Source organism: Chromobacterium haemolyticum (assembly GCF_009936155.1).
GTDB classification, from domain to species: Bacteria; Pseudomonadota; Gammaproteobacteria; order Burkholderiales; family Chromobacteriaceae; genus Chromobacterium; species Chromobacterium haemolyticum.
Window position 1 is genome coordinate 513502 of record NZ_AP019312.1, and the last position, 26334, is coordinate 539835.

The window sequence follows — 26334 nt, forward strand, 5'->3', positions numbered from 1 at the left end:
CGCGGCGGCCGTCTCACAGTGTGTAGCAGCGATCGCCGCGCAGAAACCCGCTCCAGTCTATGCTCACGCCCTTGCCGAAGCCTATGGCTTTGAACAGCTCGCCCATTTCCGACGGAGACAGTAGTTTTTGGATCGCTGCGGCATGCGGCAGATAAGCGGCGGCGTCCGCCGGGTCCAGTTGCTCCAGCAATTGAGTGATGCCGGCGTTGATCAGGAACTGGGCTTGGGTGGTGTAGCCGATCAGGTCCAGGCCGGCGTCTATGCCGGCTTGGGCCGCCGCGCTGAAATCAACGTGGCAGGTCAGGTCCATCAGGCCGGGAAGGAAGAAGGGATCGTCCACGGTATGGTGGCGGTAATGGCCTATCAGCGTGCCCATATGGCGCTGCGGGTGATAGTACTCGGCGGCGGGGAAGCCGTAATCCAGCAGCAGCACGGCGCCGCGCGCCAGCTTCTGCGCCAGGGTGTGGATGAAACCGATATTGGCCGGGCTGATTTCCGACAGATAGTCGTTGTGACGCGGCTCAATGGCCTGGGCCAGTTGCAGTAGTTGCGGGTCTTCGATGGCGCGGTCCGCCCAGACGAAGCGTTCGCCGTCCAGCGCCACGCCGCGCTGTTGTGGTTCGGGGGTCCAGTGGATCAGCTCGCAGGGCATGGCGTCCAGCACTTCGTTGCCGATGATCACGCCGTCCAACTGCTCCGGCAACTGGTCCAGCCACTGCACGCGCTCGGCCAGATGGGGCAGAGCTTGGCGGATATTATGTTGCTGGCGCTCGATCAGGTCCGGGGACAGGTCGACGATGCAATAGCGTTCCGGCAGCGCGTTCAGCGCTTGCAGTTCGCTGAGAATGTCGATGGCGAGCTTGCCGGTGCCGGCGCCGAACTCGTAGAGAATATTGGCGGTTTGCGGCAGCAACTCCGCCAGTTGACGCGCCAGCGCGCGGCCGAACAAGGCGCTCATTTCCGGCGCGGTGGTGAAGTCGCCGGCCGCGCCCAGTTTACGGCTGCCGGCGGCGTAGTAGCCGAGGCCGGGCGCGTACAGCGCTAGTTCCATGTAATGGGAGAACGGCATCCAGCCGCCGCGCTGGCGGATTTCCGCCTGGATGGCGTGGACGAGGCGTTGGCTGATGGCCAGCGCGTCGGCGCTGGCGGCGGGTAAGGTGGTCATGGCGGGCATCCTGCTACAATGTGCCGCGATTGTGGTGGAAACTGGCGGACAGGAGAAGAGGGTGACGCTATTTTACCGTTGGATGGCCGGCTGCGCGGGCGGCCTGATGCTGGGACCGGCGCTGGCTGCGCCGCAGTGGACGGTGAGCAAGCCGTATCCGGACAAGCCCTTGCAGGTGGCCAGCCTGGACGGCGAGGCGACGGTGGGGCGCAGTCGTTTTCCAGCGATGCTGGAGCTGGCCTGCCGAGCCGACAGCCCGCCACTGCGGATGTCGCTGCATGTGTCCGACCAACTGGGCGGTTGGGACGTGCGCCCGTTCGAGGGGCCGGGCGGTCTGGGCGAGCGCCGCAAGCTCAAGCTGGGCATGGCGGGTTTGCGCCGCGGCACGGACAGCCATTTCGCGGGTTGGTACGAGGCGGACGGGCGCTTTGTCTTCGAGTGGCCGTCGCAGGGAGAATTCTTCGCCTGGCAGTCCTCCACGCACAAGGAACTGCTGGTGACGATAGACGGAGCTAGCCGCAAGCACGGCAAATTGGAGGCGCGCTTCACGCTGCCGCCGTCCAGCCAGGCGGCTTTGGCGGTGGCCCTGCCTTGCATGGGCAAGAAGTAGGCGTTGCGGCCGGCGTCATCGCGGCGCAACGCGTGTATGGGAGCCTGCGGCGGCAGGCGGAGATTCAGAGGAGCGGGAATGGCGGACCAGGGGACGACAGGGGAACAGAGAGTGGCGCTGATCAGCGGCGCGGCGCGGCGCGTGGGCGCGGGCATCGCCCGCCATTTGCATGCGCGCGGCCTGCGGGTGGTGCTGCACTATCGCGGTTCGCTCGGCGAGGCGGAGGCCTTGGCGGCGGAGTTGAACGCGGCGCGGCCGGACTCCGCGCGGCTGTTGCAGGGAGACTTGCTGGACACGGCGGCCTTGCCGGCGCTGGCGGCGCGGGCGGTGGCGGCGTTTGGGCGGCTGGACGGTCTGGTCAACAACGCATCCAGTTTCTTCCCCACTGAGGTGGGCCGGATCGACGAGGCGGCCTGGCATGATCTGATGGGCAGCAATTTGAAGGCGCCATTATTCCTGTCCCAGGCGCTGGCTCCCGAGCTGGCCAAGCGTCGCGGGGCCATCGTCGGCATCGCCGATATCCATGTGGAGCGGCCAATGGCTCGGCACGTGGTCTACAACCTGGCCAAGGCCGGCCATGCCCAACTGATTCGCAGCCTGGCGATAGAGCTGGCGCCGTCGGTGCGGGTCAACGGCGTCTCGCCCGGGGTGAATCTGTGGCCGGAGGACGACGCGTCTTTCGATGCGGCGGAGCGCGCGGCGATAGAGGCCAGTATTCCCTTGCGGCGCACCGGGGTGCCGGAAGACATCGCTCAGGCAGTGGCCTTCTTGTTGTTGGACGCCGGCTACGTCACTGGCCAGATTCTGGCGGTGGACGGCGGCCGCAGCGTGGTGTTGTAGCCGCGGGAGGGATCGGCCGCGCCCGCGCCATATTCGTCGTCATGGATTTCGCCGCGGAAAAACAGTAAAATCGCCTGTTTTTCAATTTCTTAGCCGTACTCCATGTCCGAAGCAAGCAGCGTCCTCGACGACAAGGCCAAAAAGGCCGTGTTTGAAGGCAATAAACTGGCCAAGCGCCTGCGCCACCATGTGGGTGACGCCATCAATGACTTCAATATGATAGAAGAGGGCGACCGCGTGATGGTCTGCCTGTCCGGGGGCAAGGACAGTTATACCTTGCTGGACATTCTGCGCGGCTTGCAGAAGTCCGCGCCTATCGATTTCTCCATCGTGGCGGTCAATCTGGACCAGAAACAGCCGGGCTTCCCCGAGCATGTGCTGCCGGAATATCTGGACTCCATCGGCGTGGAGTACCGCATCGTCGAAGAAGACACTTATTCCATCGTCAAGCGGCTGGTGCCCGAAGGCAAGACCACTTGCAGCCTGTGTTCGCGGCTGCGCCGCGGCATTCTCTACCGCGTGGCCGACGAATTGGGCGCGACCAAGATCGCGCTGGGTCATCACCGCGACGACATCCTGCACACTCTGTTCCTGAATATGTTCTACGGCGGCAAGCTGAAATCCATGCCGCCCAAACTGGTGTCCGACGATGGCCGCCACATGGTGATCCGCCCGCTGGCTTATTGCCGCGAGAAGGATATTGAACGCTACGCCGCGCTGCGCGAATTCCCCATCATTCCATGCAATCTGTGCGGCTCGCAGCCCAATCTGCAGCGCCAAGTGGTCAAGGAAATGGTCAACGACTGGGACCGTCGCTTCCCCGGCCGGCTGGAGAGCATGTTCCGCTCGCTGCAAAATGTGGTGCCGTCCCACCTGGCCGACACCGCGTTGTTCGACTTTGCCGGCCTGAAGACCGGCGACGCGCCGTTCGAAGGCGGCGACACTGCTTTCGACAAGGAAGAATTCCGCGATCCGCCGCCGCCTAGGGACGACGAGGCCGAAGCGGCGCCGAAGAAGCGCACCATCAGCATTCTGGATTCGCGTAATCCAGCGGGCGAGGGCTCCGGCTGTGGCGCGTAGGGCCTTGCATCCGTTCCGCCGCCGCGTGCGCGCCGCTGTGGATGAAATGCCGGAGGTCGAGATATCGGAGGCCGGCAATATCCGCTCGCTGCATCTGGGTTCGGAAACCATACAGAGTTCTATGGATCTGGATGACCCCGCCGAACTGGTGTTGTCGTATAGCCGGGCGATGATGGGTTTCCTGTTGTGGAACGACGAACCGCAGCACATTTTGCAGATTGGGCTGGGCGGTGGTTCGCTGGCGCGCTTCATCGATGAATATCTGCCGGACACGGTCAGCGTGGCGGTGGATATCAACCCTCAGGTGATCGCGGTGGCGCGGGCTTTTTTCCAGCTGCCGGAGGAAGGCGACTTTTTCGAGATCATCGAGGCCGACGGCGCGGACTACGTGAAAATTTTCCGCGGTTCCACCGATGCCATCCTGGTGGATGGTTTCGATGGCTTGCAGATTGTTGACGAGTTGACCACCGAGGACTTCTTTGAGGACTGCAAGCGCGCTTTGAGTCCCAAGGGGGTGTTCGTCACCAATTGGTGGAGCGGCGACAAACGCTATCAAAGCTTCGTCGAACGTTTGCTTAATGTATTCGAGGGCAGGGTGCTGGAGCTGCCTTCCGCCAGTCATGGCAATGTGGCGGTCATGGCTTTCCGTCAAAGCCCGACGCTGACTCAATGGGAGGCCTTGAAGGAGCGGGCCGACCGGATGGAGTGCCGTTTCGGGTTGGAGTTCGGAGAGTTCGTCAATCGCTTGAAGTTGACTAATCAGCACACAGCGGGCCATCTGCTGATTTGAACGATGTCGCCCGGCGTACATTTGCTTACTCAATGGCTGTGGGTAAGCGGCGTATAATGCCGGCATACATGCCGTCAGCGGGCGGTTAACTGCGGCCAAGGGTGTTTGCGGGATGGTTTGCACCCTCGCCTCAACTGCGAAGAGAATCCGCTTGAGCGGTTTCTGAGGCAGATCAGTACGGACAGAAACGGAAGGCGGCAAGCTGGCTTGCCGTTGAATGAACTTTATGGCGGTGGATCGGACAGTTTAGGGCAGGCACGGCGCGGGCGGTTTCGCTTTCGCGCCGCTTGTCGTGAACGTCGTCGGATCCGCCGCTATCGTATTTACATACTGTTGGGACTTATACCGTGATCAAGCAGCAACTGCTCAATCGGATTGCAGACAAATCCGCCGTCATCGGCATCGTGGGCCTGGGCTATGTCGGCCTGCCGCTGATGCTGCGCTTCGCCGAAGTCGGCTACAAAGTGCTGGGCTTCGATATCGACCAGGGCAAGGTGGACGCCCTGATGGCAGGCCAAAGCTATATCGAACACATCGGCGCGGACAGCATCGCCACCGCGCTGAGCCGCGGCTTCGAAGCCACCACCGACTTCTCCCGCGCGGGCGAAGCCGACACGCTGATTTTGTGCGTGCCGACGCCGTTGAACAAATACCGCGAGCCGGATCTGTCCTTCGTGCTGAACACCATAGACAGCCTGGTGCCCTATCTGCGCGAAGGCCACCTGGTGTCGCTGGAGTCCACCACCTATCCGGGCACCACCGACGAAGAACTGTTACCGCGCATGGAATCGCGCGGGTTGAAGGTGGGCGACAACGCCTTCCTGGTGTTCTCGCCGGAGCGCGAAGATCCGGGCAATCCGGACTTCACCACCCGCACCATTCCCAAGGTGTGCGGCGGTGTGACCCCGGCCTGCCAGGAAATCGGCGTGGCGCTGTACAGCGCGGTGATCGACAAGGTGGTGCCGGTGTCCTCCACCCGCGCCGCGGAAATGACCAAGCTGCTGGAAAACATCCACCGCGCGGTGAACATCGGCCTGGTCAACGAGATGAAGATCGTCGCCGACAAGATGGGCATCGACATCCACGAAGTGATCCGCGCGGCGGCCACCAAGCCGTTCGGCTTCGTGCCCTACTATCCGGGTCCGGGGCTGGGCGGCCACTGCATTCCGATCGACCCGTTCTACCTGACCTGGAAAGCGCGCGAATACGGCGTCAACACCCGTTTCATCGAGCTGGCCGGCGAAGTGAACAGCAATATGCCCGACTACGTGGTGTCCAAAGTGGCGGCCGCGCTGAACCTGCGCAAGAAGTCCATCAACGGCAGCCGCGTGCTGGTGCTGGGTATCGCCTATAAGAAGAACGTCGACGACATGCGCGAAAGCCCGTCGGTGTTCCTGATGGAGAAGCTGCGCGATCTGGGCGCGGAAGTGGCCTACAGCGACCCGCACGTGCCGGTGTTCCCCAAGATGCGCGAGCATCATTTCGAGCTGTCCAGCGTGGCCTTGAGCGCGGAGAGCCTGGCCGGCTACGACTGCGTGCTGCTGGCCACCGACCACGACAAGTTCGACTACGCGCAGATCAAGGCGCACGCGCAACTGGTGGTGGACAGCCGCGGCAAGTATCTGGAGCCGGCGGACAACATCGTCAAGGCCTAAGCCGCAACGCCGCGCGTCTTGTCCCTGCGCTTGCCGGGCGTGGTGAGACAAGTGCCCAAGCGGGTGCATCGTTAAGCGATGCGCCCGCGTGTTTTGAAGGAATTTGAGGCAGAACCATGCAAACATTGCACCTTCCCCCGATTACCGACCGCAAGATCCGCTTCGCGCTGGTGGGCTGCGGCCGCATCGCCCAGAACCACTTCGGCGCGCTGGAGCAGCACGCCGACCGCGCCGAGCTGGTCGACGTTTGCGACATCGACCCGGCCGCCCTGACGGCGGCGGTGGCGCGCACCGGTGCGCGCGGCCACGCCAGCCTGGCCGAGATGCTGGGCAAGACCGACGCGGACATCGTTATCCTGACCACGCCCTCCGGCTTGCATCCGAGCCAGAGCATCGCCTGCTCGGAAGCCGGTTTCCACGTGATGACGGAAAAGCCGATGGCGACCCGATGGGAAGACGGCCTGGAAATGGTCAAGGCCGCCGACCGCGCCAACAAGCATCTGTTCGTGGTCAAGCAAAACCGCCGCAACGCCACCTTGCAGCTCTTGAAGCGTGCGATGCGGGAGAAGCGCTTTGGCCGTATCTACATGGTCAACGTCAATGTGTTCTGGACCCGTCCGCAGGAGTACTACGACGCGGCCGGCTGGCGCGGCACCTGGGAGTTCGACGGCGGCGCCTTCATGAACCAGGCCAGTCATTACGTGGATCTGCTGGACTGGCTGATCGGCCCGGTGGAAAGCGTGCAGGCTTACACCGCGACGCTGGCGCGCAATATCGAGGTGGAGGACACCGGGACCGTCAGCGTCAAATGGCGCAGCGGCGCGCTGGGCAGCATGAACGTGACCATGCTGACCTACCCGAAGAACCTGGAAGGCAGCATCACCATCCTGGGCGAGAAGGGCTCGGTGCGCGTGGGCGGCATGGCGGTCAATGAAATCCAGCATTGGGAATTCGCCGAGCCGCATGCGATGGACGAAGACATCAAGCAGGCCAGCTACGCCACCACCAGCGTTTACGGTTTCGGCCACCCCTTGTACTACGACAATGTGATCAAGACCATGCGCGGCGAAGCCGAGCCGGAGACGGACGGCCGCGAAGGGTTGAAGTCGCTTGAGCTGCTTATCGCGATGTACCTGTCCGCGCGCGACGGCCGCCGTGTCAGCCTGCCGCTGGATTATTGAGACCTAGGCATGATGCGGAAGATTCTGGACGGCGTGCTGTGGGGCTTGGGGTTCTGGTTGGTCGGCGGCGGTTTGATGCTGATGTTCTCGTCCTTCAACAGCCATCAGCAGGCAGGACGCCAGTCTGACGCCCGAGCGGTCCAATCCGGCGACGTGGAAGATCAATGGTCGCGCAGCGAGAAATTACTGGAGCGCCAGGAGCACTCCATGGCGCACTCCGAACAACAACTAATCCGCCTGGATAAGATTTTGGACAAATGGGAGCGGCAAAAATGAGCCAGGTTCACATCCACCCCAGCGCCATCGTCGACGACGGCGCGCAGATCGGTGAGAACACCCGCGTCTGGCACTGGGTCCATATTTGCGGCGGCGCTCAGATCGGCGCCGGCTGTTCCTTCGGCCAGAACGTGTTCGTGGGCAACGACGTGCTGATCGGCGACAACGTCAAGGTGCAGAACAATGTGTCCATCTACGATGCGGTGACGCTGGAGGACGATGTGTTTTGCGGCCCGTCCATGGTGTTCACCAATGTCAACAATCCGCGCAGCCATGTCGCGCGCAAGAATGAGTACCGCCGCACCCTGGTGAAACGAGGGGCGTCCATCGGGGCCAACGCCACCGTGGTGTGCGGCCACACCATAGGCGAGTACGCCTTCGTCGGCGCCGGGGCGGTGGTGACCCGCGATGTGCCGGCCTACGCGCTGATGGTGGGCACGCCGGCCAAACGCATCGGCTGGATGTGTTCCTGCGGCGAGAGGCTGGCCAACGACATCGGCACCTACAGCTGCCCGGCCTGCGGCAAGCATTACGAGGTGGGCGGCAATCACTGCTCGCCGCTCAAGAACGACTGACAAGCCTTCCTGATGCGGCTTTGCTTCAGGGCGCTGCTCAGTTGTTCTACGTGTCGCTATTGATGCGATATCTTTCAAAAATTGATTTGGGGTTGATCCCGTTATGTCCATCCAGTTCATTGATCTGAAAGCGCAGTACCAGCACCTGAAAGCCGACATCGACGTCCGCATCCACGCGGTGCTGGACCACGGCCAGTACATCATGGGGCCGGAGGTGAAGGAGGTGGAGCAGGGGCTGGCGGAATACACCGGCGCCAAGCACGCCATCGGCGTCTGCGACGGGACCAAGGCGCTGCTGATCGCGATGATGGCTTTGGACATTGGTCCCGGCGACGAAGTGATCACCACCCCGTTCACCTTCATCGCCACCGGCGAGATGATCGCCTTGCTGGGGGCCAAGCCGGTGTTCGTCGACATCGATCCCGTCAGCTACAACCTGGACCCGGCGCTGTTGGAAGCGGCGATTACGCCCCGCACCCGGGCCATCATGCCGGTGAGCCTGTACGGTCAGTGCGCTGATTTCGACGCTATCAACGCCATCGCCGCCAAACACGGCGTCGCGGTGATCGAGGACGGCGCGCAGAGCTTCGGCGCCAGCCAGAACGGCAAGAAGTCCGGCAACCTGTCCACCATAGGCTGCACCAGCTTCTTCCCCAGCAAGCCGCTGGGCTGCTACGGCGACGGCGGAGCCTGCTTCACCAGCGACGACGCGCTGGCCAAGAAAATGCGCGAGATCCGCGTGCACGGCCAGGACCGCCGCTATCACCATCCCATCATCGGCCTGAACGGCCGCTTGGACACCATACAGGCGGCGGTGCTGCTGGCCAAGCTGCCCAGCTTCGCGGACGAAGTGGCGGCGCGCGAACGTATTGGCGCGCGCTACAGCGCGCTGCTGCGCGACGTGGCGCGGGTGCCGGTGATCGCCGAAGGCAACAGCCATGTTTACGCGCAGTACACCATTGAGGTGGATGATCGCGAAGCGGTGCAGGCCAAGTTGAAGGAGCTGGGCGTGCCCACCGCCGTGCATTACCCGATTCCGCTGCATCTGCAGCCGGCTTTCGCTCACCTGAACCTGCCGGAAGGCAGCTTCCCGCTGTCGGAGGCCGCCGGCCGCCGGGTGATGAGTCTGCCGATGCATCCCTTCCTGGACGAGGCGACGCAAGACGCCATCGTCGCCGCGGTCAAACAGGCGCTGGCCTGAGCGCATGAGCTTGTTGCTGTCCCGCCTGCCCAAGAGCGGCTTCATCCGTCACATCATCACCCTGGTCACCGGGGCGGCGGTGGCGCAGGTGATTCCGTTGCTGGTGTCGCCGCTGATCACCCGTTTGTATAACCCGCACGAGGTGGGGGTGCAGGCGGTCTACGTCTCATGGCTGTCCACGCTGGCGGTGCTGGCCACCGCGCGTTACGAGATGGCCATCGTGCTGCCGGCGGAGGAGAGGCGGGCCAGCAATCTGATGGGCTTGTCCATCGCCTGCGCATTGGCTCTGTCTTTGCTGGTGGGCGTGGTGGTGGCCTTTGACGGCCACGCCCATATCGCCCGCCATCTGGGCGCGCCGGAACTGGAGCCCTGGTTGCTGCTGTTGCCGTTGTCCGTGGCGCTGGCGGGCTTGATGCAAGCCTGGACCAACTGGAACAACCGTCATCGACGCTACCAGGCCAACGCGAACGGCCGCATGTTGCAGTCCTTGAGCATGGCGGCCACTCAAGTGGGGCTGGGCTGGATAGGAGCCGGCGCCGCCGGCCTAATTCTGGGCCAATTGGCCGGCCAGCTAGGCTCCCTGCTGGCGCAAACCTGGCAAGACATCAAGGCTCGTTTCGCTTGGCGTCATGAGCTCAGCCGCGTCGACATGCGCGAGGTGGCGCGCGCTTATATCGAGTTTCCCAAGATCAACGCGCCGCACGCCTTGAGCACCGCCTTGCTGGATTCAGCGACCTTGGTGGCGCTGACCATGCTGGCGGGCACCGCCTCCGTGGGCTTCTACGGCCTGATGATGCGTGTGTTGAAGCTGCCGGCGGCGCTGATCGGCCAGGCGGTGGCGCAAGTGGCCTATCGCGAGCTGGCCGACGCCCGCAATCAGCGCCAGCCGCTGCGGCCCATTTTGCGCAAGATGATGCTGACGCTGGGCGGTATGGCCTTGCTGCCCTTTCTGGTGATACAACTGGCCGGGGAACCCTTGTTCTCGCTGGTGTTCGGACAGAACTGGGCTACCGCCGGACGTTATGCGGAGGCGATGTCGCTCTATATCCTGTTCCACTTCGTCGCCTCGCCGTTGGGCATGGTGCCGCCGGTGATCAATCGCCAGCGCCAGGCTTTTCTGTGGTCCTTGCTGCAGGCTGTGTTGTTTCTGGGCACGATGTGGGCCGGTTTCATGCTGTGGAACGACGCGGTGGCCACCTTCCAACTGGTGTCGGTGGTGATGGCCGCGTACTTCCTGGCTTATTTTTCATGGCTTTACAAGGCAGCCCGATGAATTGGCACGCTCTATTCCGCCGCATCCGTTTCCGCCTGTCGGCATGGGTGCAGCCCAGAATGGTGTATGGATTCACCCGCGGCGACGGGGTGTTCCTCAAACGCACCCGGGTGTCCAACATGACCCGCATCGAACATGTCGGCAAGCTGATGGTGGACGACAACGTCTACATCGGCCATTTCAATCTGATCGACGCCTCCGGCGGGCTGTATATCGGCGAAGGTTGTCAGATCACCAACTATGTTTCGCTGTTGACCCACTCCAGCCATGTGGCCATTCGCCTGTATGGCGACCGCTACCTGGAGAGCAGCAATCATGTCGGCTATCTGAAAAAGCCCACCAAGCTGGGCCCGTACAGTTTCGTCGGCCCGCACTCCGTGCTGATGCCGGGCGTGGAGCTGGGCAAGGGCAGCATGGTGTCGGCTTACAGTTATGTGCCGGCCGGCGTTTATCCCGATTTCGCCATCCTGGCCGGCAATCCGGCGCGGGTAGTGGGCGATACCCGCGAGATGGACGCCAAATGGCTGGACGAGCATCCGGAATTGCTGTCCTTGTACGAGGCCTGGGCGCATGACTGAGCCTGTGAGAAGCAAGATCGCCAGCGTTGCGGTGGTGGGGTCCGCCTCGGTGCATACCTGGCGTTTCTTGCGCGGCATCGCGCCGCATGTGGATCAATTATTCCTGGCCTGCAACGGCGAGATTCCGGCGGACGTGGCCGCCTTGCTGGCCGGCAGCCTGAAAGTGGATTTCCGCCTGGCGGCGCTGGGCACGGCGGGGCGTTTGCGCGCTTGGCTGCGCGAGACGCGGCCGCGGCTGCTGCATATCCACCAGGCCAATAGCGTGGCCTGGCACGGCAGCCGCGCGGCCGCCAGCCTGGGCTTGCCCATGGTGTTGACCGCCTGGGGTTCCGATGTGCTGTTGCTGCCGGACAGCAACCCGCTGATGCGGGCGATGGTGCGCGCCAATCTGGCCGCCGCCGACGCGATGACCTCGGATTCGCTGCACATGGCGGCGAAGATCCGCGAGCTGGCCGGCGAGGACTGCCGTATCCGCCTGCTCAATTACGGCATGGACGCCATGCCGGCGCCGGCGGCCAGCGCGGGCAAGGGCAAGACAGTGCTGTCCTGCCGGCTGCACAAGCCCTTGTACCGCATCGACGCCATTCTGCGCGCCTGGGGGCGGGTGGAACGCGGCGATCGCTTTGGCGATTGGCGCTTGACCGTGGCTGCCAGCGGCAGCGAAACCGACTCGCTGCGGCGCCTGGCCGCCGAGCTGGGGCTGCAACGTGTCGACTTCGCGGGCTTCGTCGACAGCGCGACGCTGGGGCGGATGTACGCGGAGTCCAGAGTCTTCGTCAGCGTGCCGCGCTCGGACGCCACCAGCATCAGCCTGCTGGAAGCGATGGGCCACGGCTGCTTGCCCTTGCTGTCCAATCTGCCGGCCAATGGCGAATGGGTGATAGACGGCCTCAACGGCGTGATCGCCGAGGACGTGGGGCGTTTGGACGAGGCCTTGCTGCGCGCGATGGAATGGGCCGGCGAGGACGCGAAGCTGGACGAGGCCGCCGCGCTCAACCGCCGGCTGGTGGCCGACAAGGGGCTGCATCAGCCGAATATGGCCGGCTTTGCCCGGCTGTACCGGGAACTGCTGGGTTCCGACAACTAGGATTTTGCCGCGGGCCCGAGATCGTTGCGGGCCGGGCGGCCGCAAAACAGAGCTTAATATGAAAATTGCCCATCTCACTTCCGCTCATCCCCGTCACGACATCCGCATCTTCGTCAAGGAGTGCGCGAGCCTGGCCGCGGCAGGGCATGAGGTGACGCTGATCGTGGCCGACGGCCAGGGCGAGGAGATCAACCGCGGCGTGCGCTTTCACGATGTGGGCCCCAAATCCGGCGGCCGGCTGGCGCGGATGACCGGCACCGTCAAGCGCGTCTACCAGGCTGCGCTGAAGCTGCGCCCGGACGTGGTCCACTTTCACGACCCGGAGCTGATCCCCGCCGCGCTGCGCCTTAAGCAGGCCGGCATCAAGGTGGTCTACGACGTGCACGAGGACGTGCCGCGCCAAATCCTGGCCAAGCACTGGATACCCGGCGCGGTGCGGCCCCTGGTGTCCAGCGGCTTTGAAACGCTGGAGGACTGGGCGGCGCGCCGCTTCGACGCGGTGGTGACTTCGACGCCGCACATCCGCAAGCGCTTCGAGGAACTGGGCGCGCGCGCACTGGATGTGTGCAACTTCCCCATCCTGGAAGAACTGGTGCGAGACACGCCGTGGGAACAGCGCCGCAACGAATTGTGCTATATCGGCGGCATCTCGCGCATCCGCGGCATCGAACCCATCGTCGAGGCGCTGCCGGATACCGCGACGCGCTTGAACCTGGCCGGGCCGTGGAGCGAGAGTGACCTGAAGGCCCGGGTGTCGGCCCGGCCCGGCTGGGCACGGGTCAATGACCTGGGCGTGTTGGACCGCAAGGGCGTGGCCGAGGTGCTGGCCAAGAGCAAGATCGGCCTGGTGACGCTGTTTCCGACGCCGAATTATGTCGATGCCTTGCCGATCAAGTTGTTCGAATACATGGCCGCCGGCATGCCGGTGATCGCGTCGGATTTTCCGGTGTGGCGCGAAATCGTGGCCGACGCCGGCTGCGGCCTGCTGGTGGACCCGCAGGACCCGGCGGCCATCGCCGCCGCCGTCAACGAACTGATGGCTGACGAAGCGCGCATGCGCGCGCTGGGCGAAGCCGGCAAGCAGGCGGTATTGAACAAATACAGTTGGGCGGCGGAGGCCGACAAGTTGGTCAAGCTGTACGCGACCTTGTAAATCATGAAAATTCTCTACATCAACCACTATGCCGGCAGCCCCCGGCATGGCATGGAATTCCGCCCCTATTATCTGGCGCGGGAATGGGTGAAGGCCGGCCACGAAGTCAATATGCTGGCCGCCGATGTGTCCCATCTGCGTCAGACCCATCCGCAAGTGGACGGCAAATACCGCGACGAGGATATCGACGGCATCCGTTACACCTGGTGCCGCACGCGTCCTTACGAGGGCAACGGCGTGGGCCGCGTGCTCAATATCTTCAGCTTCCTGGCTCGGGTAATGGGCTTGTCCGGCCGCTATCGGAAACACTGGAAGCCGGACGTGGTGATCGCTTCGTCCACCTATCCGCTGGATACGGTGCCGGCGGCCTGGATCGCCGCCAAGACCGGCGCGCGCTTGGTGTACGAGGTGCATGATCTGTGGCCGCTGACGCCGGTGGAGGTGGGCGGCATGTCGCCCAAGCATCCCTTCATCCGTCTGCTGCAGTGGGCCGAGGATTTCGGCTACCGCAAGGCCGACACCGTGGTGTCCATGCTGCCCTGCGCCAAGGACTATATGGTGGCGCACGGCATGGACCCGGCCAAGTACGTGGTGATTCCCAACGGCGTCGATGTCGGGGAATGGCGGGGAGAGGCTGAGGCGCTGCCGGCCGAGCACCGGATGCGGCTGGCGGAACTGAAAGCGCAGGGGCGTTTCCTGATCGGCTATGCCGGCGGGCATGGCTTGGCCAATGCGTTGGATTACCTGCTGGAAGCGGCGGCGCTGATGCGGGACGCGCCGGTGACTTTCGTTCTGGTCGGCGACGGCCCGGACAAGGAGGCCTTGGCGGCACGCGCCGCCGAACTGGGGCTGGACAATGTGATGTTGCTGCCGGCCATCGCCAAGCGCGCGGTCCCGGGCTTCCTCGCTGAAATGGACGCCTTGTTCATAGGCTGGCGCAAACTGCGGATCTATCGCTTTGGCATCAACCCCAATAAACTGTTCGACTACCTGATGGCCGGCAAGCCGGTGATCCATTCGGTGGAGGCCGGCAACGATATGGTGAAGGACGCCGGCGCCGGCATCAGCGTGGGCGCCGAGGATCCGGCCGCGATCGCCGACGCGGCGCGGTGGATGGCGGCGCTGCCGGCCGAGGAGCGCGGGCGCATGGGCGCGGCGGGCAAGGCCTATGTGCTGGAACACCATGATTACGCGGTGCTGGCGCGGCGCTTCCTGGCGGCGGTGACGCGGTAACCGAACTGTAGCCAGGAAGCCTGTTTTCGGGCGTTCCGCTAGATGTGGCGATAAGAAGAAAGAGAACAATATGATGAAGAAAATCTGGATGGCAGGGGTGACCGTCTGCATAGGCTTGGTTACGCTGCCAGCCCAGTCTGCCGGCTTCAACTGCGCTTACGCCAAGCTGGAGGTGGAGAAAATGATCTGTGCCGACGCCGAGCTGTCGTCGCTGGATTCGGAACTGGCCAAGCGCTTCACCTTGATTCAGGGTGAGACTCAAGGCATAGACGGCGATACCGGCAAACGGCTTGATCCTTACGGCAAAGAGCAAGCGCACTGGCTGAAGCAGGTGCGCAACAAGTGTGAGGATGCCTTGTGCGTACGCGACGCCTACAAGAAGCGGCTGCAGTACTTTGGCAAGGTGGAAAAGGATCTAGGCTTGCTGGTCGCCGCATGCGTGACTCCGGCTTGTGCCGATGGTTTGGTGAAACAGAAAGTGGAGGGTAGCCAATATTTCTATTCCGGCTCGGTGCAGCTGGAGGGGGAATACGCTTACGCCCGTGGCGCAAGCGATATGGACATGGTGGGTGATCAATTCTGTTTCACGCCGACGAAATCGTCCGCGAAGCGGATTCCGCGAGAGCGAGGCGATGATAGAAGTCGTTGGTTCTGTTTTGAGAATACCGCTCAGGCCAAACGCATGTTTAATGTCTTACCCTTGCTGAAGCTGAAACAGACCTGCGAACTGAGGGGCAAAGCGACGGTACAGGTGGATCGTTATATCGCCGACTTGATGCCTAGCGACGTGAACGACACGGCGCGTTTGTTGAAAGTCGTGCGCTTGGGGGCTCCGCGAGTGTTGCCGTATGACGGCGATTCTGGAGATTGCCGACGCTAAGGCGCCGGGCGGGGCTAAAAGATTTCATATGACGGCAGGCGAGGCCCGCCGTGCTTACGATAGCGGAAAGAATGATATGAGCGAACAAAAATTCCTGCCGTTCGCCTTGCCGGACATCGGCGAGGAAGAGATCAACGAAGTGGTCGACGCGCTGCGTTCCGGTTGGGTCACCACCGGTCCCAAGACCAAGCAGTTCGAGTCCGACTTCGCGCAATTCATCGGCGACGGCGTCGAGGCGATCGCCGTCAACTCGGCCACCGCCGGCCTGCATCTGGCGCTGGAAGCGATAGGCATCGGCCCTGGCGACGAGGTCATCGTGCCCAGCTACACCTTCACCGCCACCGCCGAAGTGGTGCGCTATCTGGGCGCGCATCCGGTATGCGTGGACGTGGATGCGGCTACCTTCAACATCAGCCCGGATGCGATCCGCGCCGCGATCACCGCCAAGACCAAGGCGATCATGCCGGTGCACTTCGCCGGGCTAGCCTGCGAGATGGACGAGATCATCGCCATTGCCCGCGAGCATGGGTTGAAGGTTGTTGAAGACGCCGCTCATGCGCTGCCTACTTATTACAAGGGCAAGCTGGTGGGCACCTTGGACTCCGACGTCACCGTGTTCAGCTTCTACGCCAACAAGACCATGACCACCGGCGAAGGCGGCATGGTGGTGTCCAAGAATAAGGACTTGATCGCGCGTTGCAAAGTGATGCGTCTGCACGGCATCAGCCGCGACGCCTTCGACCGCTATGTGTCCAAGACCCCGGCCTGGTTTTACGAAGTGGTGGCGCCCGGCTTCAAATACAATATGCCGGACACCGCCGCGGCAATGGGTATCCACCAGTTGAAGAAGATCCGCCGCTTCCAGGAGTTGCGCGAGGGGATGGCCCGGCGCTTCGACCGCGAGCTGGCCGATCTGCCGCTGATCCTGCCGGCGCGGCCGAAGGACGCGGGCAGCAACCACGCCTGGCATCTGTATCCGGTGCGTATCAAGCCGGAAGCCGGCGTCAGCCGTGATGATTTCATCGCTCGGATGGCGGAAAAGGGCATCGGTTGCTCGGTGCACTTCATTCCCTTGCATCGCCAGCCGGTGTGGCGCGATGGCTATCAGCTGACGCGCGAGCAGTTCCCGGTGGCCGACGCCGCCTTCGAGGCCGAAGTGACTTTGCCGCTGTACACCCGGATGACGGATGATGACCAGACCCGGGTCATCGCCGCGGTGCGCGAGATTCTGAGCGCATGAGCGAGCGTGGTTCAGACCGCGGCGGCTTGCTGCCGCCGTGCTGCCGTCCGCGCCGCCACGGTTCGCGGCTGCTGAAGCGAGGTTTCGACATCGTCGCGGCGGGTCTGGGTCTGGCTGTGCTGGCGCTGCCGCTGCTCGCGGTGGCGCTGTGGGTGAAGCTGGATTCGCCAGGACCGGTGTTTTTCCGCCAGGTACGCGTGGGGCGGAACGGCACATTGTTCCGTATCCACAAATTCCGCACCATGCAGGTGGACACCGAGCGACACGGCCAGCTGACCGTCGGCGCGGACGCGCGCGTCACCGGCGCCGGCCGCTTGTTGCGCAAGACCAAGCTGGATGAACTGCCACAGTTGATCGACGTGCTGTTCGGCGATATGAGCTTGGTCGGCCCGCGGCCCGAGGTGCCCAAGTACGTCGCCCACTATCCGGACGAAGTCCGCGACATCGTGTTGTCGGTGCGCCCCGGCATCACTGACTGGGCGTCGATCAAGATGATAGACGAGAACGAAATCCTGGGCCGGGCGGAGGATCCGGAGCGCGCTTACATTGAGCAGGTATTGCCGGAGAAACTGGCGTATTACGTGCGCTACGCCGAAAGCCACAGCTTGTTTGAAGATGTCCGCATCATCGTCGCCACGCTGATGAAGATCGTCAGCCGATGACGGTTTCCATCCGCTTGGCCGGACCCGCCGATGCGGTCGCTTTAACGGACATTTATCTGGCCTGCCGTCGCGAGATGAATTACGCGCCGCTGGCGCATGCCGAGGCGGAGGTGAGGGCCTGGTTCGCCGGCACGCTGTTGCCGTCCGGCGGAGCATGGTTGGCGGAACGGAACGGCGATATCGCCGGCTTCGCCGCCGCGTCGCTGCAAGACGATGTGCTATGGCTGGATCAGCTATATGTCGACGCCGGGCATCGCGGCGCGGGCGTCGGCGGAATGTTGCTGCAACAGTTGTTGTCGCCCCCGGCGCCGGCCTGCCGGCTGTTCGTGTTCCAGGCCAATCTAAGCGCGCGCCGCTTCTACGAGACGCATGGCTTTGCGCTGCTAAGCCTGAGCGATGGCCAAGATAACGAGGAATGTTGCCCGGATGCGCTGTATCAACGGCCGCCGGACGCGAAAGAATGACCATGTTTGAAAAACTGCTCGCCTTCTCCCGCCACAACAAGATGGCGATGCTGGCGCTGATGGACGCGCTGCTGTTGCCGCTGGCGCTGTGGAGCGCGGTCTTCCTCCGCCTGGGCGGTTATTGGGACCCCAAGCTCAATCCGCATTTGTGGATTTTCATCGTGCCGCCGCTGTGGGCGATTCCCATCTTCATCAAGCTGGGCCTGTACCGCGCGGTGCTCAAATACCTGGACGACAAAATCATCCTGACCGTGTTCTCCGGGGTGACCTTGTCGGTGCTGGTGTTGCAGGCGGTGCTGCAGATGGCCCATATCTGGGCGATGCCGCGCACCTCGGTGATCATCTTCTGGGTGTTCGCCATGGCCTATATCGGCGGCAGCCGTTTTCTGCTGCGCGGCCTGGTGCGTCGCATCGACGCGGTGGACGCGCCGCGCGAGCACGTGATCATCTACGGCGCCGGTCGTGCCGGCGTGCAGTTGATGTTGGCCTTGCAAGCCGGCCGCGAATATCGGCCGATGGCCTTTGTCGACGACAATCCCGAGCTGCATCGCCGCACTTTCCGAGGCGTGGCGGTGCATCCGCCGCGCGATCTGCCGCAGTTGGTCAAAGATCTGGAGGCCAAGTGCATTCTGTTGGCGATGCCTTCGGTCAGCCGCAGCCGCCAGCGCGAGATACTGGAAACCCTGGAACTGCTGCGAGTGCCGATCAAGCGTTTGCCGGGCATGGCCGATCTGGTGTCCGGCGAGGCGCGGGTGGAGGAGTTGAAAGAGGTCGAGATCGAAGACCTGCTGGGCCGCGACCCGGTGCCGCCCAAGCAGGAACTGCTGGCGCGCAATATCCGCGGCAAGGTGGTGATGGTCACCGGCGCCGGCGGCTCCATCGGCTCCGAACTGGTGCGCCAGATCGCCAAGAACCAGCCGGCGCGCATCATCCTGTTCGAGCAGTCCGAATACGCGCTGTACGCGATAGACCAGGAACTGGGCCGCGTCGCCGCGCCGCCGGAGCGCACGCCGGTCCTGGGCTCGGTCACCGACTACCAGCGGCTGGTCCAGGTGATGCGCGCCTTCAAGGTGGACACCGTCTATCACGCCGCCGCCTACAAGCATGTGCCGATGGTGGAGCACAATCCCGTAGCCGGCATCGTCAACAATGTGTTTGGCACCGACACCACCGCGCGCGCGGCCGAGGATTGCGGCGTGGACACCTTTGTGCTGATTTCCACCGACAAGGCGGTGCGGCCCACCAATGTGATGGGCGCCACCAAGCGCATGGCGGAGCTGACGCTGCAGACCCGGCACGCGCGCGGCAGCGCCACCCGCTTCGTGATGGTGCGTTTCGGCAATGTGCTGGGCAGCTCCGGCTCGGTGGTGCCCTTGTTCCGCGCCCAGATCAAGGCAGGCGGACCGATCACGCTGACCCACGCCGACATCACCCGTTATTTCATGACGATTCCGGAAGCGGCGCAGCTGGTGATACAGGCCGGCGCGATGGGCGACGGCGGCGACGTGTTCGTGCTGGATATGGGGCAGCCGGTGCGCATCATCGACTTGGCGCGGCGCATGGTCCATCTGTCCGGCCTGGAGTTGAAGGACGCGAGCCGGCCCGGCGGCGACATCGAGATCCGCATCACCGGCCTGAGGCCGGGGGAGAAGCTGTACGAGGAGCTGTTGATCGGCGACAACGTGCTGGCCACGGATCACGAGCGCATCATGCGCGCTCAGGAATACTGTCTGCCGGAAGCGGAAATGCGGGATGTGCTGGCGAACATGGACGAGGCTTGCCGGCGTCTTGACGCGCCCGCGGCGTTTGCCTTGCTGCAAAAAGCGGTACGCGAGTTCCACGCCGCCAAGGCCACTCAGGATTGGGTGACGCTGGCGAACGCGGCTTCGTGAGGCTAGCGGCCTACCATTTGCAGCCGTCCTCGCGCGCGCTTTGCACTGCCAAAATAGGGATCGCCAGCAGGCCAAATGAGGAGTAACGGGTCTTGCAGTCCGGTTTTTCGGCCCGCTCAATAGAGCGGGCCAATTTCGTTTTGGCGGGGTCGGCCTGCAGCGGGCTGATTTTTTCTGGCGCGGCGGCCGCTTGTTCGCGCACTTGCTGGCGCAGGCCTCCCAAGGTTAAGCCCGGGCTCGGGGCCGAAGCTTCGCCTTGGTTTCGCTCGAGCCTGCCTTGATTGCGACCCTTGCCGGGGACGGGCGCGTGTATCCGCGCCGCAGCCGGCGGATGCCTCGGCGCCACAGCAGGTTTTCGGGAAGGGGACTCGGACCCGACGGCGCGCGCCGGGGGTGGAACAATGGCTGGAGCTGGCGGATTCAGTTGTATTCGTAGCGGCGGGGCCGCATCGGCGTTCGGGCCGCCGCTGGGCTTGGCCAGCCACAGCAGCGCGCCATGGGCCAACAGGCTGAGCAGCAGCGCGGCGGCGACGCCGCGAGGGCGGGGACGGGACGAGGCGGTAAGAACGGTCATGCCGTCAACGATAAGCAAACTCGCCGGGTGGGTAAAGCCTCAGTCGGAGATCACGACCTGGTTGCGGCCGGCTTGCTTCGCGCGGTACATGCGGGTATCAGCCAGATCCACCAGCGCGCGCCAGTCGGCGCAGCTGTCTTGAAACAACTCCGCCACGCCGATGCTGGCGGTCAGCGGCAGGCCTTCAGGCCGCTCGCCCAGGCCCTGGGCGCGCAGCCGGGCGATGACCTGGGCCGCGTGGGCCAGTTGCGCGCCGGGCATCAGCAGCACGAACTCCTCGCCGCCCCAACGCACCAGCACGTCGCTGCGTCGCAGCCTTCCTTCCATCAGCTCGGCGAAATGGCGCAAGACCTGATCGCCGGCCAGGTGGCCGTAGTGGTCGTTGATCGCCTTGAAGTGATCCAGATCGATAAAGGCCAAGCTCAGCGGCTGCCGGCTGCGTTGAGCTTGCAATTCCAGCAAGCCCAGCATCTCCTCGCCGCTGCGGCGCGAGAAGACTCCGGTCAGCGGGTCGCGTATTGCCTGGTGGACCAACACGATGATGAAGGCCAATTGGCTGACGCTGGCAATGGCGGAGACGCCGGCCAGCAGAGACAACAACCAGAATTCGCCGCCGAAGCCGGGCAGGTTGTCGCCGTTCAGGTCCAGCAGGCTGGTCAGCACGAAACCGAGCAAGGCCGGGCTGGCGAAAGCCAGGCTCTCCAGCAGCGTCAGCGGAAAGATCGCCAGCCCGGCCAGCAGCACGAAGGGGAGGAAGGCGTAGCCGGCGCCGATGGCGGCGGACAAGCCCTCCAGATGATAACGGCGCAGCATCAAGTGAGAGGCGATGTAAAACAGGGTGGGGATGGCGAACAAGAGCGCGATGCCGCGATAGGCCGCAGGCAGGCGGCCGTCCATCGGCTGCCAAACCGCCAGTGCGACGAAGGCGGCGGAGACCAGCAAGCGCAGCGCCGCCAGCTGCAGCGATAGCGGATAGGGCAGGGTCAGCAAGTCGATCACCGCCCAAGCCGGGGTGAGCGCGGAGAACAGGATGGCAAACAGCCGGCAGCGGTTGACCAGCATCAGTGCGCGTCGCTGGGTCAGCAAGGGCATGTGCTGGCGAGGGCTCAGCAGCCAGAGCGTGTCGCCGCTCTGGATCTCGCCGGGTGCCAGGCCCAGCAGCTTTTGCCAGATGAAGTGAGTAATATGCATGCGGATGGTGCCAGATAGTTGCGTTATTCTACTCCGGTTTATGACTTTGGGTTTGCAGCAGGTCAAAGTCGCCGGCTTGCGCTGCGTTTGCGCTACTATCGCAACTCCTGATCAACCTAGCGGAACAGCGCGATGGAAACCCGGTGGCTTGAAGACTTCCTGGTGCTGGCGGAAACCGGCAGCTTTACCCGCGCGGCGGAACTGCGCCATCTGACCCAACCGGCGTTCTCGCGGCGGATCAAGTCGCTGGAGAGCTGGCTTGGAGCCGACCTGATCGACCGCACCACTTATCCTACGCGTTTGACCGAGGCCGGCGCGCTGTTTCGCGAACAGGCGGTGGCCATGCTGTCCCAGCTCAACACCAGCCGCGCCCTGCTGCGCGGTTTGCAGCCCCTGGCTGACGGCACGCTGGAGTTCGCGGTGCCGCACACGCTGTCCTTCTCCTTCTTCCCCAAATGGCTGTCTCAGGCGCAGAGCGGTTACGGCGCCTTGCCCTGTAGGCTGCAGGCCAGCAATGTGCACGACGCGCTGCTGGCTTTCGTGGAAGGCGGCAGCGACCTATTGATGTGCTACCACCACCCCAAGCAGCCGGTGGAGTTGACCGACGCCCGCTATCAGGGACTAAAGCTGGGCGTTGAGCGGCTGAGGCCGTTCTCGATCGCAGACGCCGGTCGGCCGCGCTATCCGCTGCCCGGCAGCGCGCAGCAGCCGTTGCCCTTTCTAGGCTATGCCAGCAACGCCTATTTCCGGCTGATGAGCGATCTGATCCTGGAGTCCGCTCCACAGCCAGCCAAGCTGGCGCTGCGCTATGAAACCGATATGGCGGAAGGCCTCAAGCACATGGTGCTGGAAGGGCATGGCCTGGCTTTCTTGCCGGAAAGCTCTGCGCGCAGGGAGACGCAGGAGGGTTTGTTGGCGGCCGCCGGCGACGAGTCCTGGCAGGTGGAGATGGAAATTCGCCTTTACGTGGATCAGAAGCGTCAGCGCCCGGCTTTGCAGGCGTTTTGGCATTACCTGACGCGCCAATACCAGGCTTGTTGAGAAGGGGAGTCTGGCCGGTTCGGCCGCCGGCAAGGTTATGCGTTTCCTGCATGACCCCATCGGCATTTCGAATTGGCCAGCCGTCGCGGCATGGCATAAAGTGCGCAGCTTCAAGCCACGCGAGCGCGTGGCGCCATCCGTATCAGGAGAAGCATCCATGACGACTCGCATAGAACATGATCTGTTAGGCGATCGTGAAGTGCCCGCCGATGTCTACTGGGGCGTGCACACCTTGCGCGCAGTCGAAAACTTTCCCATCACCGGCCAGACCATCGCCGGCTACGGCGACCTGATCCGCGCCTTGGCCTGCATCAAGCAGGCCGCTGCCCAGGCCAACCGCGATCTGGGGCTGCTGCCGGCGCCCATCGCCCAGGCCATCATCGCCGCTTGCGAGGAAATCCGCGCCGGCCGCTGGCATGAGCAGTTTGTGGTGGATGCGATCCAGGGCGGGGCAGGCACCTCAACCAATATGAACGCCAATGAGGTGATCGCCAACCGCGCCTTGGAACTGATGGGGCACGCCAAGGGCGAGTATCAGCATCTGCATCCCAACGAGCATGTCAACCTGTGTCAGAGCACCAACGATGTTTACCCGACCGCCTTGCGGCTGGCGGCGTTCTGGGGCGCCAACAAGCTGCTGACCCGGATGGCGGCGTTGCGCGAGGCCTTCGCCGTCAAGGCCGACGAGTTCAAGGACTACCTGAAGATGGGGCGCACCCAACTGCAGGACGCGGTGCCGATGACGCTGGGCCAGGAGTTCATGACCTACGCGGTGATGCTGCAAGAGGACGAGCAGCGTTTAATGGAAGCCAGCGCGCTGATGCTGGAGAACAATCTGGGCGCCACCGCCATCGGTACCGGCATTACCGCGCACCCGGATTACGCGCGTCTGGCTTGCCTGCATTTGTCCGAGCTGAGCGGCCACACCTTGCTGACCGCGCCCAATCTGATCGAAGCCACTCAGGACTGCGGCGCCTTTGTGCAGCTGTCCGGCGTGCTCAAGCGCATCGCGGTCAAACTGTCCAAGACCTGCAACGACTTGCGTCTGCTATCGTCCGGCCCGCGCGCCGGCTTCGGCGAGATCAACCTGCCGGCGCGGCAGGCCGGTTCGTCCATCATGCCGGGCAAGGTGAATCCTGTGATTCCGGAAGTGGTGAGCCAAGTGGCCTACGAGGTGATAGGCAACGATGTCACCATCACCATGGCGGCGGAGGCCGGGCAGTTGCAACTCAACGCTTTCGAGCCGGTGATCGCCTACAGTCTGTTCCGCAGCATGGGCCATCTGGCCGCCGCCTGCGCCACGCTGACCGATAACTGCGTCAAAGGCATTACCGCGAATCGCGAACGCCTGCACGCCAGCGTGGAGAACTCCATTGGTCTGGTGACCGCGCTCAACCCCATCATCGGCTACGCCGCGGCCACTAATGTGGCGGCCCAGGCGCACGCCACTGGCGGCAGCGTGGCAGACATTGTGCTGGAACAAGGCCTGCTGAGCCGCGAGCAGCTGGATTTGCTGCTGAAGCCGGAAGAGCTGACCCGGCCGCGCTGGGTGACCGTGTAATTGATTTCCCTTGTATGACTTATCGTTGTGAGCGTTTCAACTTGATCAGGCCGCCTTTCGCGGCCTGTTTTTTTATCGGCGCCGGCGGCGCTTGCGGCGGGAGCGGAATGCGGGTATAAAAAATTGTGCACCGCACAATCGAAAGGGCGAAATATGCAAGCTGCGCTATGGTGGAGCTTGGAGTTTCCTCGCGGCCTGTGCGCGCTGAGCGCCGAACAGTGGCGTGTCAGGCGGCAATGGCTGCGCTCAGGCTGTTTTCACGGCGCCGCGGTGTGGCGCGGCAGAGCGCCGTGGCCGGATAAGCTGCGCCGCGTACTGACGCGCGCGGGGGCGGATTGGCTGACGCTGTGTTTCGACGACAGCCAGGCCGCGGAGGCCTTGCTCAGCGAGATGTGGGCGCATCCGCTGTGGCGCAGCGAGACTGGCGACCTGCTGCTGGCCTGGCAATTGGACGGCCAGCGGCAGTGGCGGGCGGGCCTGCTGCGATGGGGGCGGACGCTGTCCGCTTAGCCGTGGGCGGGGAAAGCGCTTCCAGCATCGGCGATTAGCCGCCATAATCGCGGCTTTCAATCGCACAGGGCGGTACGCCATGGCCAATCATTCGATGTTGACCCCCGCTCAGCTGCAAGCGCTGGCTCCTCAATTGCAACAGTATGCGCAAGATCAGTTCGGCATCGAGCTGGGGCAGTTCGACGCGCAATTTCTGCTGGACTTTGTTGCGGATAAAATCGGCAGAGACATTTACAACAAGGCGTTGGACGATGCGCAACTGGCGCTCACCGCGCGGATGGAGTCCTTGCAGGCGGCGATTTGGGAATTGGAGAAGTAGACGCAGCGCGCGCGGCCTTGCCGCTTGCCTACGGTTTGCGGGTACAATCGGCGTTCCACCCCTCTCTTGCGGTACCCATGCTCTACTTGCGTTTGATGTTGAAAGGCTTTGTGCTGGCGATTTTGCTGGTGGTGCTGGGCTTTAGCTACGTAGCCTGGAGCATTGTCGATTTCGGCGGCAGCGCAAATGAACCGCAAGCCGACGCGGCGCTGGTGTTGGGGGCGGCGGCCTGGGGCAAGCGCCCATCACCGGTGTTCCGCGAGCGCATCAACCACGCGGTCAAACTGTATAAATCCGGCAAGGTGCGCTGGATCGTGTTCACCGGCGGGACGCCGGAGCCGGGATATCCATCGGAAGCCGATGTGGGCCGCGACTTTGCCGCCAAGCAGGGCGTGCCGATGACGGCGATGCTGGCGGAAAACCAGTCGCGCACCACTTGGCAAAACCTGGAGAACGCGCGCGAGTTGAGCAGCCAGTTCGGCATCCGTTCCTTCCTCTTGGTCAGCGATCCGCTGCATATGCGCCGCTCGGTGCTGATGGCCACCGACATTGGCCTGACCGCCTATCCCGCGCCCACTCAATCCAGCCGCTACCGCACCCTGTCCAGCTGGTCCCGCTTCCTGGCCAGGGAAACATGGCTTTATATCGGCTACCGGGTGTTCCGTAAGCTGTCCTGACCTTGTTGGATAGATGCTCCATTGGACGCGGCATAAAAAAAACCGGCGATAAGCCGGTTTTTTCACGTTGGGCGGGGTGGATCAGTGGTTGTGCCACAGATCGATCAATTCTCCGCCTTCCACAGATTTCACTTCGGCGCGCGCTTGCAGCCAGGACAGCAGTTGCAGGCGCAGCTCGTCGCTGATCTTGACCTCGCCCACCGGGAAGGCCACGCCTTCCAGCTTGCCGGCGCCGTCGAAATGGCCGCCGAAGCTGATGCCGGCCTCGTCCACCTTGATCAGCCAGGCGTCCAGCAGCGCCTCGGAGTCCGCGCCGTCGTGCAGCAGGGCGATCAGATGGAAGCCCAGCTCGCGGAATTCGCCTACGCGCATTTTCTTGCGTTGGCGGGATTTCAGACGGCTCAGGCGGTGGGGGGAGTTGGGGTTGCGCAGGGACATGACTGCTCCTTATTCAAAGACCCGGCGATGATAGCAGGCTTGCCGGCTTTGCGCTGCGCCGGCTGTGCGTAGGTTTCTGTCACTCTAACTAAACAAATATCATATAAAAAGGTAATTATTTGCCGTAGTCATTGCCATTGGAATGGAATTAGTATTTTTTCTCATTCTCAATACATGAAATGGATGAC

The 26334-nt window shown here is 63.4% G+C and carries 28 protein-coding genes; 24 read left to right on the forward strand and 4 right to left on the reverse strand.

What is annotated here, in order from left to right:
• Positions 1-13 precede the first annotated feature (13 nt).
• Complete coding sequence (locus GYH29_RS02420; protein ID WP_161523125.1) at positions 14-1165, reverse strand: class I SAM-dependent methyltransferase; 1152 nt, start codon at positions 1163-1165, stop codon at positions 14-16.
• 61 nt (positions 1166-1226) lie between these two features.
• Here GYH29_RS02420 and GYH29_RS02425 point away from each other — a divergent pair, with 61 nt between their 5' ends.
• The 19 genes from GYH29_RS02425 to GYH29_RS02515 all read left to right on the forward strand — a co-directional run bounded on the left by GYH29_RS02425 (position 1227) and on the right by GYH29_RS02515 (position 19835).
• A complete protein-coding gene (locus GYH29_RS02425; RefSeq protein WP_157222119.1) occupies positions 1227-1775 on the forward strand; it encodes a hypothetical protein in 549 nt (182 codons plus the stop codon).
• A gap of 78 nt (positions 1776-1853) precedes the next feature.
• Positions 1854-2615: a pteridine reductase gene (locus GYH29_RS02430; RefSeq protein ID WP_114154907.1), complete on the forward strand. Its 762-nt coding sequence runs from the start codon at positions 1854-1856 to the stop codon at positions 2613-2615.
• 102 nt (positions 2616-2717) lie between these two features.
• Positions 2718-3695, forward strand: a complete 978-nt coding sequence (ttcA, locus tag GYH29_RS02435) for a tRNA 2-thiocytidine(32) synthetase TtcA (RefSeq protein ID WP_019102701.1) — start codon at positions 2718-2720, stop codon at positions 3693-3695.
• Entirely contained in the window at positions 3685-4485 is an 801-nt protein-coding gene (locus tag GYH29_RS02440) for a polyamine aminopropyltransferase (protein ID WP_039755638.1), read from the forward strand. Before ttcA ends, GYH29_RS02440 begins: the two co-directional genes overlap by 11 nt.
• Before the next feature lie 350 nt (positions 4486-4835).
• The gene (locus GYH29_RS02445) at positions 4836-6140 is read left to right on the forward strand and encodes a nucleotide sugar dehydrogenase (RefSeq protein ID WP_161524546.1); all 1305 of its coding nucleotides are present in this window, start codon (positions 4836-4838) and stop codon (positions 6138-6140) included.
• A gap of 116 nt (positions 6141-6256) precedes the next feature.
• On the forward strand, positions 6257-7321 hold the full coding sequence (locus GYH29_RS02450) for a Gfo/Idh/MocA family protein (protein WP_019102704.1): 1065 nt from the start codon (positions 6257-6259) through the stop codon (positions 7319-7321).
• A 9-nt stretch (positions 7322-7330) separates the two neighbouring features.
• Positions 7331-7597 (forward strand): hypothetical protein, encoded by a 267-nt coding sequence (locus GYH29_RS02455; protein ID WP_019102705.1) that lies wholly within the window; start codon positions 7331-7333, stop codon positions 7595-7597.
• Entirely contained in the window at positions 7594-8172 is a 579-nt protein-coding gene (locus GYH29_RS02460) for an acyltransferase (protein ID WP_161523126.1), read from the forward strand. The genes GYH29_RS02455 and GYH29_RS02460 overlap by 4 nt, the downstream gene beginning before the upstream one ends.
• A gap of 103 nt (positions 8173-8275) precedes the next feature.
• Entirely contained in the window at positions 8276-9373 is a 1098-nt protein-coding gene (locus GYH29_RS02465; protein ID WP_161523127.1) for a DegT/DnrJ/EryC1/StrS family aminotransferase, read from the forward strand.
• A 4-nt stretch (positions 9374-9377) separates the two neighbouring features.
• Positions 9378-10646: a lipopolysaccharide biosynthesis protein gene (locus tag GYH29_RS02470; protein WP_161523128.1), complete on the forward strand. Its 1269-nt coding sequence runs from the start codon at positions 9378-9380 to the stop codon at positions 10644-10646.
• Complete coding sequence (locus tag GYH29_RS02475; RefSeq protein WP_161523129.1) at positions 10643-11224, forward strand: acyltransferase; 582 nt, start codon at positions 10643-10645, stop codon at positions 11222-11224. Before GYH29_RS02470 ends, GYH29_RS02475 begins: the two co-directional genes overlap by 4 nt.
• Positions 11217-12311, forward strand: a complete 1095-nt coding sequence (locus GYH29_RS02480; RefSeq protein WP_161523130.1) for a glycosyltransferase family 4 protein — start codon at positions 11217-11219, stop codon at positions 12309-12311. Before GYH29_RS02475 ends, GYH29_RS02480 begins: the two co-directional genes overlap by 8 nt.
• A 58-nt stretch (positions 12312-12369) precedes the next feature.
• A complete protein-coding gene (locus tag GYH29_RS02485; protein ID WP_161523131.1) occupies positions 12370-13464 on the forward strand; it encodes a glycosyltransferase family 4 protein in 1095 nt (364 codons plus the stop codon).
• A 3-nt stretch (positions 13465-13467) separates the two neighbouring features.
• Positions 13468-14697, forward strand: a complete 1230-nt coding sequence (locus GYH29_RS02490) for a glycosyltransferase family 4 protein (RefSeq protein ID WP_043594542.1) — start codon at positions 13468-13470, stop codon at positions 14695-14697.
• A 70-nt stretch (positions 14698-14767) separates the two neighbouring features.
• Entirely contained in the window at positions 14768-15577 is an 810-nt protein-coding gene (locus GYH29_RS02495) for a lysozyme inhibitor LprI family protein (RefSeq protein ID WP_081576315.1), read from the forward strand.
• Between the two features lie 76 nt (positions 15578-15653).
• Entirely contained in the window at positions 15654-16817 is a 1164-nt protein-coding gene (locus GYH29_RS02500) for a DegT/DnrJ/EryC1/StrS family aminotransferase (protein ID WP_161523132.1), read from the forward strand.
• The gene (locus GYH29_RS02505; RefSeq protein WP_019103664.1) at positions 16814-17479 is read left to right on the forward strand and encodes a sugar transferase; all 666 of its coding nucleotides are present in this window, start codon (positions 16814-16816) and stop codon (positions 17477-17479) included. Before GYH29_RS02500 ends, GYH29_RS02505 begins: the two co-directional genes overlap by 4 nt.
• A complete protein-coding gene (locus GYH29_RS02510; RefSeq protein ID WP_161523133.1) occupies positions 17476-17943 on the forward strand; it encodes a GNAT family N-acetyltransferase in 468 nt (155 codons plus the stop codon). The genes GYH29_RS02505 and GYH29_RS02510 overlap by 4 nt, the downstream gene beginning before the upstream one ends.
• Complete coding sequence (locus GYH29_RS02515) at positions 17940-19835, forward strand: polysaccharide biosynthesis protein (RefSeq protein ID WP_373454782.1); 1896 nt, start codon at positions 17940-17942, stop codon at positions 19833-19835. Before GYH29_RS02510 ends, GYH29_RS02515 begins: the two co-directional genes overlap by 4 nt.
• 10 nt (positions 19836-19845) lie before the next feature.
• Here GYH29_RS02515 and GYH29_RS02520 read toward each other — a convergent pair whose 3' ends face one another.
• Positions 19846-20409, reverse strand: a complete 564-nt coding sequence (locus GYH29_RS02520; RefSeq protein ID WP_146176157.1) for a hypothetical protein — start codon at positions 20407-20409, stop codon at positions 19846-19848.
• Positions 20410-20448: 39 nt separating this feature from the next.
• Complete coding sequence (locus tag GYH29_RS02525; protein WP_107732916.1) at positions 20449-21600, reverse strand: GGDEF domain-containing protein; 1152 nt, start codon at positions 21598-21600, stop codon at positions 20449-20451.
• 132 nt (positions 21601-21732) lie between these two features.
• Between GYH29_RS02525 and GYH29_RS02530 the strand changes: the two genes are divergently transcribed.
• The 5 genes from GYH29_RS02530 to GYH29_RS02550 all read left to right on the forward strand — a co-directional run bounded on the left by GYH29_RS02530 (position 21733) and on the right by GYH29_RS02550 (position 25708).
• Positions 21733-22641 (forward strand): LysR substrate-binding domain-containing protein, encoded by a 909-nt coding sequence (locus tag GYH29_RS02530; RefSeq protein ID WP_019103659.1) that lies wholly within the window; start codon positions 21733-21735, stop codon positions 22639-22641.
• A gap of 157 nt (positions 22642-22798) precedes the next feature.
• Positions 22799-24202, forward strand: a complete 1404-nt coding sequence (gene aspA / locus GYH29_RS02535) for an aspartate ammonia-lyase (protein WP_019103658.1) — start codon at positions 22799-22801, stop codon at positions 24200-24202.
• A gap of 153 nt (positions 24203-24355) precedes the next feature.
• Positions 24356-24712 carry a hypothetical protein gene (locus GYH29_RS02540; RefSeq protein ID WP_019103657.1) on the forward strand — a complete coding sequence of 119 codons (357 nt, stop codon included), beginning with the start codon at positions 24356-24358 and terminating at the stop codon, positions 24710-24712.
• Between the two features lie 79 nt (positions 24713-24791).
• Positions 24792-25031, forward strand: a complete 240-nt coding sequence (locus GYH29_RS02545; RefSeq protein ID WP_019103656.1) for a DUF2164 domain-containing protein — start codon at positions 24792-24794, stop codon at positions 25029-25031.
• A gap of 77 nt (positions 25032-25108) precedes the next feature.
• Positions 25109-25708: a YdcF family protein gene (locus GYH29_RS02550; protein ID WP_019103655.1), complete on the forward strand. Its 600-nt coding sequence runs from the start codon at positions 25109-25111 to the stop codon at positions 25706-25708.
• An 81-nt stretch (positions 25709-25789) separates the two neighbouring features.
• Here GYH29_RS02550 and GYH29_RS02555 read toward each other — a convergent pair whose 3' ends face one another.
• On the reverse strand, positions 25790-26146 hold the full coding sequence (locus GYH29_RS02555; protein ID WP_019103654.1) for a 50S ribosome-binding protein YggL: 357 nt from the start codon (positions 26144-26146) through the stop codon (positions 25790-25792).
• Positions 26147-26334 lie beyond the last annotated feature (188 nt).